Origin of the sequence: Pseudomonas sp. W2Oct36 (assembly GCF_041060465.1) — a bacterium.
Classification (GTDB): domain Bacteria; phylum Pseudomonadota; class Gammaproteobacteria; order Pseudomonadales; family Pseudomonadaceae; genus Aquipseudomonas; species Aquipseudomonas graminis_B.
The window spans coordinates 222,832-236,146 of record NZ_JAUERW010000005.1 but is presented as its reverse complement, the minus strand read 5'-3'; the positions used below and the strand labels follow the sequence as shown (position 1 = coordinate 236,146).

The 13,315-nt window shown below is 61.3% G+C and carries 12 protein-coding genes; 8 read left to right on the top strand and 4 right to left on the bottom strand.

Translation table 11 applies throughout. From position 1 onward, the window contains the following. Nucleotides 1–46 precede the first annotated feature (46 nt). The 8 genes from QWI18_RS10335 to QWI18_RS10300 all read left to right on the top strand — a co-directional run bounded on the left by QWI18_RS10335 (nt 47) and on the right by QWI18_RS10300 (nt 7,107). Nucleotides 47–1,363 (top strand): MFS transporter, encoded by a 1,317-nt coding sequence (locus QWI18_RS10335; protein WP_065986176.1) that lies wholly within the window; start codon nt 47–49, stop codon nt 1,361–1,363. A gap of 51 nt (nt 1,364–1,414) precedes the next feature. Next, the gene (gene araD1, locus QWI18_RS10330) at nt 1,415–2,407 is read left to right on the top strand and encodes an AraD1 family protein (RefSeq protein ID WP_369318786.1); all 993 of its coding nucleotides are present in this window, start codon (nt 1,415–1,417) and stop codon (nt 2,405–2,407) included. Between the two features lie 176 nt (nt 2,408–2,583). Next, nucleotides 2,584–3,909: an MFS transporter gene (locus QWI18_RS10325; protein ID WP_065986174.1), complete on the top strand. Its 1,326-nt coding sequence runs from the start codon at nt 2,584–2,586 to the stop codon at nt 3,907–3,909. Nucleotides 3,910–3,992: 83 nt separating this feature from the next. After that, on the top strand, nt 3,993–4,292 hold the full coding sequence (locus QWI18_RS10320) for a DUF5629 family protein (protein ID WP_192135403.1): 300 nt from the start codon (nt 3,993–3,995) through the stop codon (nt 4,290–4,292). Between the two features lie 283 nt (nt 4,293–4,575). Continuing rightward, entirely contained in the window at nt 4,576–5,745 is a 1,170-nt protein-coding gene (locus tag QWI18_RS10315) for a lactonase family protein (RefSeq protein ID WP_369318785.1), read from the top strand. 196 nt (nt 5,746–5,941) lie between these two features. After that, entirely contained in the window at nt 5,942–6,124 is a 183-nt protein-coding gene (locus QWI18_RS10310; protein ID WP_065986171.1) for a hypothetical protein, read from the top strand. 564 nt (nt 6,125–6,688) lie between these two features. Then, the gene (locus tag QWI18_RS10305; protein ID WP_369318784.1) at nt 6,689–6,880 is read left to right on the top strand and encodes a hypothetical protein; all 192 of its coding nucleotides are present in this window, start codon (nt 6,689–6,691) and stop codon (nt 6,878–6,880) included. A 17-nt stretch (nt 6,881–6,897) separates the two neighbouring features. Next, nucleotides 6,898–7,107 carry a hypothetical protein gene (locus QWI18_RS10300; RefSeq protein WP_369318783.1) on the top strand — a complete coding sequence of 70 codons (210 nt, stop codon included), beginning with the start codon at nt 6,898–6,900 and terminating at the stop codon, nt 7,105–7,107. A 35-nt stretch (nt 7,108–7,142) separates the two neighbouring features. On the opposite strand, the gene QWI18_RS10295 is transcribed toward QWI18_RS10300, so the two are convergent. From QWI18_RS10295 to QWI18_RS10280, 4 genes are all read right to left on the bottom strand, one after another. Beyond that, nucleotides 7,143–7,766 (bottom strand): glutathione S-transferase, encoded by a 624-nt coding sequence (locus tag QWI18_RS10295; RefSeq protein WP_369318782.1) that lies wholly within the window; start codon nt 7,764–7,766, stop codon nt 7,143–7,145. Nucleotides 7,767–7,768: 2 nt separating this feature from the next. Then, nucleotides 7,769–8,278, bottom strand: coding sequence for a peptidylprolyl isomerase (locus QWI18_RS10290; protein ID WP_296312085.1), 510 nt, complete (start codon nt 8,276–8,278; stop codon nt 7,769–7,771). 103 nt (nt 8,279–8,381) lie between these two features. Further along, nucleotides 8,382–12,029 (bottom strand): AAA family ATPase, encoded by a 3,648-nt coding sequence (locus QWI18_RS10285; protein ID WP_369318781.1) that lies wholly within the window; start codon nt 12,027–12,029, stop codon nt 8,382–8,384. Further along, on the bottom strand, nt 12,026–13,267 hold the full coding sequence (locus QWI18_RS10280) for an exonuclease SbcCD subunit D C-terminal domain-containing protein (RefSeq protein ID WP_065986165.1): 1,242 nt from the start codon (nt 13,265–13,267) through the stop codon (nt 12,026–12,028). Before QWI18_RS10280 ends, QWI18_RS10285 begins: the two co-directional genes overlap by 4 nt. Nucleotides 13,268–13,315: the final 48 nt, after the last annotated feature.

Here is a 13,315-nt window from a genome sequence, read left to right as displayed (position 1 = left end):
GCGATCCCCGCAGGCTTCCATAACAAAAACAATGAGGACCGCATCCATGAGCCAGGAACTCAGGCTTATTCGTCGCATCACCCTGAAACTCATTCCCTTCCTGATCCTGCTCTACCTGATCGCTTACGTGGATCGCTCAGCCGTCGGTTTCGCCAAGCTGCACATGGGCGCGGACGTCGGCATCGGCGACGCGGCCTATGGCATGGGTGCCGGCCTGTTCTTCATCGGCTACTTCCTGCTGGAAATCCCCAGCAACCTGATGCTCGAACGCTTCGGCGCGCGGCGCTGGTTCGCGCGGATCATGGTCACCTGGGGCGTCATCACCATGGGCATGGCCTTTATCCAGGGCCCGACCAGCTTCTATGTCATGCGCTTCTTGCTTGGCGCTGCCGAAGCTGGGTTCTTCCCGGGCGTTCTGTACTACATCACCCAATGGTTCCCGGTCCGCCATCGCGGCAAGATCCTTGGCCTGTTCATCCTTTCCCAACCCATCGCGATGATGATCACCGGCCCGATTTCCGGTGGTTTGCTGGGCCTGGAAGGGGTGGCCGGACTGCACGGCTGGCAGTGGCTGTTTCTGTGCATCGGCGCGCCGGCGATTCTGCTGACCCTGCCGGTGCTGCGCTGGCTGCCTGACGGCCCGAAAGACGTGAAATGGATGGACCCGGTCGAGAAGCAATGGCTCGCTGGCGAGCTGAAAAAGGACCTGGAAGAATACGGCCAGACCCGCCATGGCAATCCGCTGCACGCGCTGAAAGACAAACGCGTCCTGCTCCTGGCGCTGTTCTATCTCCCTGTGACCCTGAGCATTTATGGCCTCGGCCTGTGGTTGCCGACGCTGATCAAACAGTTTGGCGGCAGTGATCTGACCACGGGCTTCATTTCTGCCGTGCCCTACATTTTCGGCATCGTCGGCCTGTTAATCGTGCCGCGCAGCTCCGACCGGCTCAATGACCGCTATGGCCACTTGGCGGTGCTGTATGTGATCGGCGCCATCGGTTTGTTTCTCAGCGCGTACCTGACGGTTCCGGTGCTGCAACTGGCGGCGCTGTCGCTGGTGGCGTTCTCGCTGTTTTCCTGCACCGCGGTGTTCTGGACCTTGCCCGGTCGATTCTTCGCCGGGGCCAGTGCGGCGGCGGGCATTGCGCTGATCAACTCGGTGGGCAATCTTGGCGGCTACATCGGCCCCTTCGTCATCGGCTGGCTGAAAGAACTGACCGGCAATCTGGCCAGCGGCTTGTACTTCCTCTCAGGCGTCATGATCTGCGGGCTGATCCTGACCGGTGTGGTCTACCGCGTTCTGGAACGCAAGCACGTGTTGCCCGAATCGAAATTTGCCGCCAGCGCGCGCGGCTCTCGTTAACCGCAGGCCGCTCCGTGGAGCGGCCGTGTAGACCCCAAACAGGAGAACCCCATGCATTTAGTACAGTTCGAGCTGGGCAATGGCCAGCGTCGCGTCGGTCTGGTGGACGGTCCGCTGGTGCGCGAAATCCAGGGCGCGACCAGCACCCGTGAGCTGGCCCTGGCGGCCATCGAAAATCACATCTCCCTCGCCGAGCAGGTCGATAGCCTGGGCCTGGGTGACAATCACGATTACTCGCAGCTGCGCGCCGATTTGATGATTCTGCCGCCGCTGGACCATCCGGATCCGGCCCACTTGCTGGTCAGCGGCACGGGCCTGACGCACTTGGGCAGTGCCTCGGCGCGGGACAAAATGCACCAGCAAGGCAATGACGAAGCGGGCATGACCGACACCATGCGTATCTTCAAATGGGGCCTGGAAGGCGGCAAGCCGGCGGCCGGTCAGCCGGGCGTGCAGCCGGAGTGGTTCTACAAGGGCGACGGCAGCATCGTCATTCGTCCGGGCGAGTCGTTCCCGCAGCCTCCCTTTTCCGAAGACGCTGGCGAAGAGCCCGAGCTGAGCGGCCTGTACGTGATTGGTCACGACGGCAAGCCTTACCGTTTGGGTTTCGCCATCGGCAACGAATTCTCCGATCACGTCATGGAGCGCAAGAACTACCTGTATCTCGCCCATTCCAAACTGCGCGCCTGCTCGTTCGGGCCGGAGCTGCGGGTTGGCGATCTGCCGCAGAACCTGGCGGGCACCAGCCGCATCCACCGTGACGGCCAGGTGCTGTGGGAGAAGGAATTTCTCAGCGGCGAGGCCAACATGTGCCACAGCCTGGAAAACCTTGAGTACCACCACTTTAAATACGCCCAGTTCCTGCGGCCGGGCGACGTCCACGTGCATTTCTTCGGCACCGCGACGCTGTCGTTTGCCGACGGCATCAAGACCCGGCCGGGGGACAAGTTCGAAATCAGCCAGCATGAATTTGGCGCGCCGTTGATCAACGGTATTGCACCGGCCGAGGCCGTTTTCCAGCCGGGTGGCATCAAGCAACTTTGATGCCTCGCCGCTCTGCAGAAAACCTGTAGGAGTGAGCTTGCTCGCGATGCGGTCTCCAGCCACTGAGAGGGGGCACCGGAATCACGCCATCGCGAGCAAGCTCACTCCTACAGTTGCTTGCCTGCTAGCGGCTGCGCTCGATACGACACCCAAAAAAACAATACGAGGTGCGACCCATGACCGCCACTGCCATCCCGCTGGAACGGGTCGATGTCGACGCGCTCGAGGACAGCATTTATCGAAAGGTGAGCTGGCGAATCGTGCCGTTGTTCATCGCCTGTTTCCTGTTTGCCTACCTGGACCGCGTCAACATCAGCTTCGCCAAATTGCAGATGGCCAGCGATCTGGGCTTCAGCGAAACCGTTTACGGCTTGGGCGCGAGCCTGTTCTTCGTCGGCTACTTCCTGTTCGAAGTGCCGAGTAACGTGCTGCTGCACAAGATCGGCGCGCGGATCTGGATTGCACGGATCATGGTGTCGTGGGGCATCGCGTCCGCGTGCATGATGTTCGTGCAGACCGAGTTCTGGTTCTACACGCTGCGCTTTCTTATCGGCGTGATGGAGGCGGGCTTTGTCCCCGGCGTGCTGTATTTCTTCACCCAGTGGTATCCGGGCTCACGTCGGGCGCGGGTGAACTCCTACTTCAAAAGCTCCATCTGCCTGTGCGGGATTGTCGGCGGTCCGATTGCCGGGCTGATCCTCGGTCACTTCGATGGCGTTATGGGCCTGGCCGGCTGGCGCTGGCTGTTCCTGATCGAAGGCATCCCGTCCATCTTGCTCGGCGGCGTGGTGTTCTGGCTGGTCAAGGACCGTATCGAAGACGCCACCTGGCTCAGTGATCAGGAGAAACAGGTGGTGCTGGCGCGGATGGCGAAAGAGGCCAAACCCGTCGTCAAACAGACCGTGAAAGACATCTGGAAGCACCCGACCACCTATGTGATGTCAGGCATTTACCTGTGCCTGGTCATGGCGCTGACCGGGCTGTTGTTCTGGATGCCGCAGCTGATCAAAACTGCCGGTGTGATCGATACGCTGAACATCGGCCTGCTGACGGTGATTCCGTATGTGGGCGCGGTGATCGGCAATCTGCTGATCGGCGCCAGCTCCGACCGCCACGGCGAGCGCCGCTGGCACATGGCGGGCTGCGCAACGCTGACGGCTGCGGGCTATCTGGTGTGTGCGTTGTTTCCCGGGCAACTCCTGCCGCTGATGATCGGCATGACCATGATCATGACCGGCATCATCGCCTGGATGCCGATCTTCTGGACCATTCCGCCGCGCTTCCTTACCGGTATCGCTGCGGCGGCGGGCATCGCGCTGATCAACTCCCTCGGGCAACTGGGCGGGATCATCGCGCCTTTCATGGTTGGCCGCATCAAGGACCTCACGGGCACGGCGACGCCTGCGCTGTTTGCGTTGTTCGCCGTCAGCGTGCTGGCTATCGCGCTGATCGTCTGGGGCATCCCGGCGCGCTACTACGCCAGGGAAGCGGTTCAGGACTGACTTCGCTCTCTAACGACGCCGAAGCCACTGCTTCGGCGTCTTTTCACCTATCATTCGCGCTTTCACTGATGCGAACGACTGCCATGACCTCGACACCTCAATCCCTGCGCACTGAACTCCAGAACGCGCTGACCGCCCACAGCATGCTGGAAATCGACGGCCTGCACGCCTTCGAATTTACCCTCGACGACATGCTCCAGATCGAAAGCATGGACGGCCGCGAGCGCAAGGTCTGGCGCTTCTCGCTGGCGCAGATCGACGCCGCCGAATTTGATGCCGAATTGCAAAGCTGGGTCGTTAACGACGGCAACGCCGACCACCGCATCGTGGTGCTCAATGGCATCTCGGCGAGTGATGAGGACGAAGAGGGCGAGCAGGAGTAACCGCGTACTGTTGCACTGCAGAGTGAATATCGAGGGGACTAATATCGAGGGGACTGATTTATTTACTGTATCGAGGGGACTGATTTATTTACAACGCTTCACCGTAAATCAATCTGTCCCCGGGCATGCGGCGGTCAACCGTAAATCAATCCAACCCTGGCAAGCCTCATGCCCTCGCAGTTTCACAGCCCCCAGTCGGCAACTACTTTCCGCAATCCGCTGTCATAGCCGGAGACCCCCGCGCGCACGCCGCGCCAACAACTCCAAGAAGAGAACACCCCAAATGACTCCCAGACTTCTGCCGTGGTTAGCGCTCGCCAGCAGCCTTTCCGCGCTCTCTGCTCAGGCCAAACCCATGACTGATTACGACGTACTGGTGGGTTCCTACACCGCCGGCGCCAGCGAAGGCATCTACCGACTCGGTTTCAACACCCAAACCGGTCAGCTCGACGCCAAACCGCGTCAGGTGATCAACACTGAAAACCCGTCCTGGCTGACCCTCTCCAAGGACCAGCGCCACCTTTTCGCGGTCAACGAAAACGGGCCGGGCCAGACTGACGTCGTCGGCAAAGTCAGCAGCTACGCCATCGACCCCAAGACCCACGCGGTGTCGTTCCTCAATCAGGTCGAAACCAAAAGTGAGGAGCCGACCCATTCCAGCCTGAGCCTGGACGGCCGTTTCCTCTTCGTCGCCAACTACGCCGTGAACCCCGATCCGGGTGGCCTGCTGGCGGTAGTGCCGGTCGGCAAGGACGGCAAACTGGCGCCGGTGGTGCAGACCGCCACCCACGAAGCGAGCAAGGTCAATCCGGAGCGTCAGGCTTCATCCCACGTCCACGCCGCGGTACCGACGCCGGATGGCAAGTACCTGATCGCGATGGACTTGGGCGCCGACAAGATGTTCGTCTTCAACTACGACGCCAAGAAGCCCCAGCCGCTGCAAGCCGCGAAAGTGCCTTCGGTCGATCTGCCAGCGGGCAGCGGTCCGCGTCACCTGACCTTCAGCAAAGACGGCAAGCACGCTTGGCTGACGATGGAAATGACGGCGCAAGTGGCGGTGTTTGACTACCACGACGGCGTGTTCAAGCAGACCCAACTGGTGGACCTCGCCAACAAGGAAGGTCAGCAAAACCGCGCTGCCGGTGGCCTGCATACCTCGCCGGACGGCAAATTCCTCTACGTTGCCAACCGTGGCGAAGTGAATGAGTTGCTGGTGTTCAGCATTAATGCTGCCAACGGCCAGCTCAAGGAAATCCAGCGCCGCGCCGTGGAAGGCAAGGAACCGCGCGAATTCGCCTTCGACCCGAGCGGCCACTTTGTGCTGATCGCCAACCAGAAGAGCAACCAGATCGTGACCGTTCGCTTTGACCCGAAAACCGGCCTGCTGGGCGACACCGTGCAGAAAGTCGACTTCGATTCGCCGTCCGACTTTCATTTCCTCACGGCCAAGTAATCCCCGAACAAGCACCTCAGCGACACTTTGACGCAGGCTCAGCCCTTGGTTCTCAAGGGCTCCGGGCCTGTATCAATTCAGGTGATAAGGGCTAGTGGCAGAAAAGATTTTTTCCAGAACATCCTCGGGCGTAACTTTCATTCCACGGCCACGACGGTCAAGACTTGAAACGATACGCCACAGCGAGGTACCCACCATGAACTTCAATCTCTTCTCCATCATCGCCGCGTCCGCCATCTCCGCCACTGTTGCATTGCCCGCCAGTGCCAGTGTTGAAGCGACCGACAAGAAAGTCAGTTCGACCCAGAGTTACACCCCGAAGTACCTGCAACAAAGCGCCAACTTCTACGCCGCTCTGGATCACAAGATTCAACAATGAACAGCACTTCGAAGTGAATCCATTCCCCGTTAACGAACGTATCGTTGCCGGGGAATGGATTTGTAAGAACCTGATAAGAGCTGCAACTGTTTGATCACCGGAAAACGCTTTCGCGAGCAACTTCGTCTTCTACAGGTTGATGCGACCCACTGACCACTGCGTGTCAGGCCCTGCATCAAGTGCCGGCGAACTTGTTCGCGAAAGCGTTGATTTCCTCCCCTTTGGTCCCTGTCTGCTGGATAAGCGATGGGGATTTTTTGTGGGCTGGATTCAAGGGGCGACGCCCGGTTTCCAACAGCAGGCACCGATCATGTGGCAGCGAGCTTGCTCGCGAAGACTGCATTTCAGCCTCTGGAGATTTGGTGGATGTCCCAGCCTATTCGCGAGCAAGCTCGCTCCCACTTGGATTGATGTCAATAGGACCAATGCGTTGGTCTATCAAGCTGATTAACTTCTTGAATAATCAACACCATCGATCTTTTGAATCGCCAGCCATCGTTTTTTAATAAATATCACTTCAAGCATTCTGGGGGCCTGAAACAGACACGTCCCGGAGCTTCAAACATGGCCACTGCCATTCTCACTTCAATCAAACACGGCGCTTATACCGCCATCGCGTTGTATGTTGTTTTCATCGCAGTGGTCACCGTCATCAGCACGAACCCACCACTCAATGCCCCGTCGCAGATGTCGACGCAAACAGCATCCGTTGAACTCAATCGCGCGGCAGTTCAGTCCCTGGGGCGTGCGTCGTGAAAGGCGCGAACTTTTGGGTGATTGTGTTTTTTGCGCTCATCAACAACGGCTGCTCATTGCTCGGCCATGGCGAAGGTTCAGTGGGGGGTGTGGCGCGCAGCATGGCGTTCAAGACCGAGGTCGCTGAAGCGGTCGAGATGCAGCGCTCGCAGAAACTCAACACCGGCAATCCGCCGCCACGGCACAGCGAGATGATTTCACCGATCTTTCAGATGGAGGTGGTGTAGCGAAGTGGTTTGGCTATTAACCAACGCGGTTGCAATCAGCCCTTGGCCATCGCGGCGATGAACAGGTCCGATGCGAGAAATCGCTGTAACCAGCGTTGTAGGTTGGGGTAGGGGCTTTGCCAGAACCAGTCCGCATCCACCGCGCAGAACTGCCGTATGAACGGCGCTATGGCGATGTCGGCGAGGGTCAGTCGATCGGTGATCAGAAAGTCCCGTGACGCCAGTAATTCGTTCAGCCTGCGCAGAAAATCCTCACCCCTCTGACGGTATTCTTCCTGGGTGAATTCGGGATACCGCACGGCGTATTTGTAGTGATCCAGATCCTGCTTGAAGCTGCCGTCGTTTTCCGCGATCAGCTCGGCGATCTGCCGCTGCCCGTCGTCGGCCAGGGACCAATCATCCGGGTCATGCTGCGCCAGGGCCCAATGCATGATGTCCAGACTTTGCTCCAGCACCCGGTCTTGCAGCACCAGAACCGGCACCGTGCCTTTGGGTGAGCGTTCGAGCATCTCGGCCGGTTTGGCCTTGAGGCTGACTTCCACGGTATGCACCGGTACGCCGCAATACCCCAGCGCCATGCGGGCGCGCATGGCGTAGGGGCAGCGGCGGAACGAGTAGAGCGTCGGCACCGTCGATTCAGCGTGAGGCGCCGACGTCATGCTCAGGCCTCGGTCAGTTCGCCGCAGTCGGCGATGATGACTTTCTTGCTGGTGCGGCCGGATTGCGAACCCAGCGCTTCGATGGCCTTGACCACGTCCATGCCTTCAACGACTTTGCCGAAGACGACGTGTTTGCCGTCCAGCCATTCGGTGACGATGGTGGTGATGAAGAACTGGCTGCCGTTGGTGTTCGGGCCAGCGTTGGCCATCGACAGGTCACCCGGGGCGGTGTGCTTGAGGGTGAAGTTTTCGTCTTCGAACTTGTTGCCGTAAATGGACTTGCCGCCGGTGCCGTTGTGGTTGGTGAAATCACCGCCCTGCAGCATGAAGTTCTGGATCACGCGGTGGAACGACGAACCCTTGTAGCTCAGGCCATCGCCTTTCTCGCCGGTGCACAGGGCGCGGAAGTTTTCAGCGGTTTTCGGAACGACGTCGTTGTGCAGTTCCATGACGATGCGACCCATTGGCTCGTCGTTGGCAGTGATGTCGAAAAATACTTTGGAATTTGCCACGTGGTTTACCTTCTTTCGAGTTTGGCGCGACTGCTGCCGCGCAAGGGATACAGGGTTGCACAGAAACGCCATCAGGCGTGTCCGTGCGTCGTGAAAAAACGGTTTAGCCGCTGCTGACCTCGACGGTGCTCAGGCCATTGCCCTGACGCCGGACCTGAATCTGCACGGGGATTCGCTCGTGCATTTCCTGTACGTGGGAGATCACCCCGACCTTGCGGCCCTGGGCCTGCAGTCCGTCGAGGGCGTCCATGGCCAGTTGCAGGGATTCGGGGTCGAGGCTGCCGAAGCCTTCGTCGATGAACAGCGATTCAATCTTCAGCGTGCTGGACGCCATGGACGCCAGGCCCAACGCCAAGGCCAGGGAGACCAAGAACGTTTCCCCGCCCGAGAGCGAGTGAACCGAGCGCAGTTCGTCGCCCATTTCGGTGTCCATGACCAGCAGGCCGAGCATGCTGCCGCCGCGTTTCAGGCGATAGCGACGCACGAGTTGCTTGAGCTGCGCGTTGGCGTGGTGCACCAGCAGATCAAGGTTGTAGGCCTGGGCGATCTTGCGGAACGTGTCGCCGGTGGCCGAGCCGATCAGCGCGTTGAGGCGGCCCCAGCGCTGGTATTCGGACTGCGCGTGAGCGATGCGCTCTTGCAGCTCGCTGCTGGCGTCGCGACGGCGGTTGTCTTCACTGACCTGGGCACGCAAGTCGGCGCACAGCTGATCCTGAACCACCGATTGCGCCTGCGCTTCGGTCAACGCCGCAAGTAACTGCTCAGCGTCGCCACCGTCACTGTGCTGGGCCTGATGCTGCTGTAACTGCGCCGCGCGCTCTGCCACCAGAACCCTGGTTTGCTCCAGGGCTTTTTCGCTGGACTGCAATTGCTGACGCAACCCGCTGACGCTGTCGTCGCTCAGCCCCAGCAAGGCTTCAAGGGCGGCATCGTCGAGCTCGCTGTGGCTGCTGCGCCACTCGGCGATCTGCCGTTCGAGCTCTGCCACCTCCTGTTCGAGGGTTTGCAAGCGCTGTTGTTCGCCCTCCAGCTCCGCAGTCAGCTTGATCAGCTCGCTGCGCGCCGCTTGCAGTTCTTGGGCGATAGCGGCCTGAGCCTCACGGGCCTGCTCAACCCCCTGTTCAAGGGCGTGCTGCCAGCGCTCGGGCGATGCATGGTCGCCGAGGGTCCGCGCCAATTGTTGTTGCACCGTCTGTTGCTGCTGCTGACGGGCAGCGAGTTGCGCCTGCAACTTCTGATGTTCTGTCTCGCGACTCTGCTGCGCAACCTGCTCGCGCTCCAGTTTTTGCGCCCGCTCGCTGTGCTCCTGTTGTTCGGTCTTTTGCTGATCGAGCTGCTCGACGCGGGCGGCAATGTCGTTGTCCAGCTGCATGAAGCTCTGGGTCGCCGACTCGCGCCACTGGCTCAGGCTTTCGGCGGGGAGCAGGGGCTCGAACTCCTGCAGCGCCGCTTCGAACTCCTGGTTGTCCAGAGCGATGTGGCGTTGCTGATCGTCCAGCAGCTTCATCGCCTGCTGACTGGCCTCGCGGGCATCGAGCACCTGCTGCTGCAGGGATTCGGCATCCCGTTGCACTTTCAGCAGACGGCTCTGGCGCTGCTCGGCGCTGAGGATGTCCTGGGCCAGTTGATGCAGGCGTTCGCTCAGCCAGTCCCCGCGCAGGTGCTCGGGTTGCTCCATCAGGCGCGGATGCAGCGGGTGAGCTTCCAGTTCAGGCGCGAGGGTTTGCAACTGTTCGGCCAGTTGGTCTTGCTGCGGCTTGGACTGCTTAAGCTGATTGTTCAGCTCAGCAACTTCGGCGCGCAGCTCGGCGAGCTTTTCGCTGAGCTGCCCGACGGTCTGCCGGGCGCGCGCTTCCTCGCCGTCGTCGTGGCCCGACAGCGCTTCAAGCAGTGCCTCGGACTGGTGATACGGATGGTCTTCGCTGCCGCACACCGGGCACGGTTGCTGATCGACCAATTGCTCGCGCAGTTGCTCGACACTGGCGCTGCGGGTCAGGCGCTGGCGTTGCAGCAGTTCAACGGTGACCTTCAGCGCCTGCTCGGCGGCTTCATGTTCGGCCTTGAGTTTCAGGCCCTGGGCGATGCCTTGGGCACGACGTTCGGTGGCCTGCTGCTGGCGGGTTTGCACGTCGAGCAGGCGGCCGGCGACGTCCTGATGGCGCTGCCACAGACGTTCAAGTGAGTCGCTGGCGCTGTGCTGCTGGCGGTTGTCTTGCAGCAGTTGCCCCAGCCGCTCGATGTCGTGGCTGACCGCATCGGCCTTGACCTCGGCGTCGTCGTAAAGCGCCTGCAGGGCGCTGCGGCGTTCGCTCAGGGTCTGCTCGGCGAGGGTGGCGTTTTTTTCCAGCTGCGGCAGCTCGCCACGGCCCTGGATCAGACGCGCGCTGAGTTGCACGGTTTGCTGCAGACGCGGCCTGTAGGCGCTCCACGACTGACTCAAGGTGGTCAGCGACGCGCTCTGCTCCAGTTGCTCGGCGATCGATTGCAAACGCACTTCGACCTGGCGTTGCTGCTCGCCCAGGTGCTCGAGCGTCGACTGGCCCTCAATGCTGGCTTGCTGCGCGGCGCGCGCCTGCTCGCCGAGCGGTTGCAGCTCCTGATTCAGATGATTGAGCTGGGCCTGCTGTTCAAGCGCTTCACTCAGGGCCGGCCGCGCGTTGAGCAGTTGTTCCTGCGCCTGCTGCAACGCGCCGTCGGCGCTGATGCGTGTGCTGTCCAGCTCGGCGATGCGCCCATTGAGCCCGGTTTGCTTGAGCTGATGGGTCTGAATCGCGGCGGTGAGCGGCGCGAGCTGAGCCTGCAGCCGGGCGCGCTGACCGAACAGATGCCGCTGCGGCGCCAGACGCTCCAACAACGCGAGCTGCTGACGATCGGCGCTGTGTGCGTCCCACGTCTGCTGGGCGCTGGCGAGCTGTTCGTTGGCGGCCTGGTGGCTGTCGCGCAGGCGATTCAATTCCTTGAACCATTGCTGCTTGAGCTCCAACTGGCGCAGTTGCGCCTGTTCCAGCTTCAGTTGCTGTTGAGCGTCGTTGAAGCGCTGCTCAAGCTCGGCGCGCTGCGCAGGCTCCATCGGCGTCAGCGTGCCGGCCTGGGCCTGAAGGGTTTTCAGCGCTTCTTCGGCTTCCTTGCTTTTGCTGTAGGCGCGACGGCCCAGCTGGCTGTAGATCGCCGTGTCAGTGAGCTTTTCCAGCAGTTCGCTGCGGTCTTTGTCGTCGGCCTTGAGGAAGGCGCTGAATTCGCTTTGCGCCAGCATCACCGCCCGGGTGAACTGCTCGAAGTTCAGCCCCAGGCGCGCTTCCAGCAGGGTCTTGTACTCGGTCTTGTTCTGCGTGCTGAGAATCTGCTCGCTGTCCAGGTCGATCAGCGTCTGGCGGCTGGCCTGGAGTTTTTTCGTGGCGTTGTCACGGGCGCGGTTGGCTTCCCAGCGCGCGCGATAACGGCGCTTGTCGATGCCGACGAAATCCACCTCGGCGTAACCGCTGCCGGTGCCGCGACGCAGCAGGTTACGCGGGTCGTTGGTGCTGATGTCGCCGTCGATCTCCGGCACGCGGGACTGGCCGATGTTGTTGAGCCGGGGAATCGCGCCGAACAGCGCCAGGCAGAGGGCGTCCAGCAGCGTGCTTTTGCCCGCGCCGGTGGGGCCGGTGATGGCGAACAGGCCGGCGCTGGCGAGGGGCTCGGCGGTGAAATCCAGCTCGAACGGGCCGGCCAGCGAGGCGAGGTTTTTCAGGCGAATGGCGAGGATTTTCATGGCTGCTCGCTCTCCAGCTGCACGTCCTGAAGCAGGGTCGCGAAGTCCTGCAGCGTCTGCTCATCCACTTCGCTGCCGTAGCTGTCCTGCCATGCACGGCTGAACAGTTCCTGCGGGCTCAACTGGTCCAGTTCGATCAGGTCTTGATTGGCGTCTTCATCACGACTGCCCTTGCCGGCGTATTCGGCGGCGATGCGCACCAGTCGCACGGCCTTGCCCTCCAGCGCGGCTTCGATCTGGTTGCGCAGGTCCGGCTGAGGTTCGTCCAGACGCACACGGACTTCGAGCCACGGCTGACGGTCGACGTCAGCCAGCAAATCGATGTCCGGAAGATCCCGCAGTTGCAGCAACAGCTCGGCCAGTGGCGCCGGGCCGACCCGTTGCAAGTTCACGGCGCGGGGAATCAGCAGGGGTTTGACGCTGACCAGCTTGTCGCCGTCGCACTCGATTTCGAGGATCTGATGCTGGTAGCCGATTTCCGAAAACGACAGCGGGATGGGAGAGCCGCAGTAGCGAATGCGGTCCTCGCCGTTGATTCGCTGGGGTTTGTGCAGATGCCCGAGCGCCACGTAGGTGATGCTTTCGCCGAAGAGGCTGGCGGGCAGGGCTTCGGCGTTGCCGATGATCAGGCTGCGTTCGGAGTCTTCCGACACCGAGCCGCCGGCCATGTGCGCGTGGCTGATGGCGATCAGGGCCTGGCCTTTCTTGCGCCGCTGATTCGCCGCGGCGATAAGCATGTCGTGGACCTGCCCGATGCCGCGCAAGTAGTTGTCGCCCAACGCCGCGCCGGTGACTTCGGCCGGCCGCAGAAAAGGCAACGCCAGGCACCAGCCGAGGACTTTGCCCTTGGCGTTGCTCAGTGGAAGCAGCAGTCGGTCAACGTCCAGCACGCCATCGTCGAGCCACAGCACCCGGCCCAGCGCGTGGGTGCGCAGGCGTCGCATCAGCGGCGCGGGCAACTCGATGCGCGAGCCGGAGTCGTGGTTGCCGGCGATCATGACGATGGTCAGGTGCGGGTTCTGTTCGTGGGCGCTGACGATGAAGTCGTACAGCCGCTCCTGGGATTTGACCGGCGGATTGACCGTGTCAAAGATGTCGCCGGCGATCAGCAGGACATCCGGTTTGCGCTCGGCGAGACGGGCCAGCAGCCAGGTCAGGAAGCCGGCGTGTTCGAAATCTCGCTCCTGACCATGGAGGTTCTGGCCGAGGTGCCAGTCGGAGGTGTGGAACAGACGCATGGGGTTACCTTGGTTTAACAATCAGCGCATTTTATCTGTGACCGGAGA

Excerpts from the sequence above, each read along its gene's own strand:
- QWI18_RS10335 (WP_065986176.1), top strand. The coding sequence starts at position 47 with ATGAGCCAGGAACTCAGGCTTATTCGTCGCATCACCCTGAAACTCATT.
- araD1 (WP_369318786.1), top strand. The coding sequence starts at position 1,415 with ATGCATTTAGTACAGTTCGAGCTGGGCAATGGCCAGCGTCGCGTCGGT.
- QWI18_RS10325 (WP_065986174.1), top strand. The coding sequence starts at position 2,584 with ATGACCGCCACTGCCATCCCGCTGGAACGGGTCGATGTCGACGCGCTC.
- QWI18_RS10320 (WP_192135403.1), top strand. The coding sequence starts at position 3,993 with ATGACCTCGACACCTCAATCCCTGCGCACTGAACTCCAGAACGCGCTG.
- QWI18_RS10315 (WP_369318785.1), top strand. The coding sequence starts at position 4,576 with ATGACTCCCAGACTTCTGCCGTGGTTAGCGCTCGCCAGCAGCCTTTCC.
- QWI18_RS10310 (WP_065986171.1), top strand. The coding sequence starts at position 5,942 with ATGAACTTCAATCTCTTCTCCATCATCGCCGCGTCCGCCATCTCCGCC.
- QWI18_RS10305 (WP_369318784.1), top strand. The coding sequence starts at position 6,689 with ATGGCCACTGCCATTCTCACTTCAATCAAACACGGCGCTTATACCGCC.
- QWI18_RS10295 (WP_369318782.1), bottom strand. The coding sequence starts at position 7,766 with ATGACGTCGGCGCCTCACGCTGAATCGACGGTGCCGACGCTCTACTCG.
- QWI18_RS10285 (WP_369318781.1), bottom strand. The coding sequence starts at position 12,029 with ATGAAAATCCTCGCCATTCGCCTGAAAAACCTCGCCTCGCTGGCCGGC.
- QWI18_RS10280 (WP_065986165.1), bottom strand. The coding sequence starts at position 13,267 with ATGCGTCTGTTCCACACCTCCGACTGGCACCTCGGCCAGAACCTCCAT.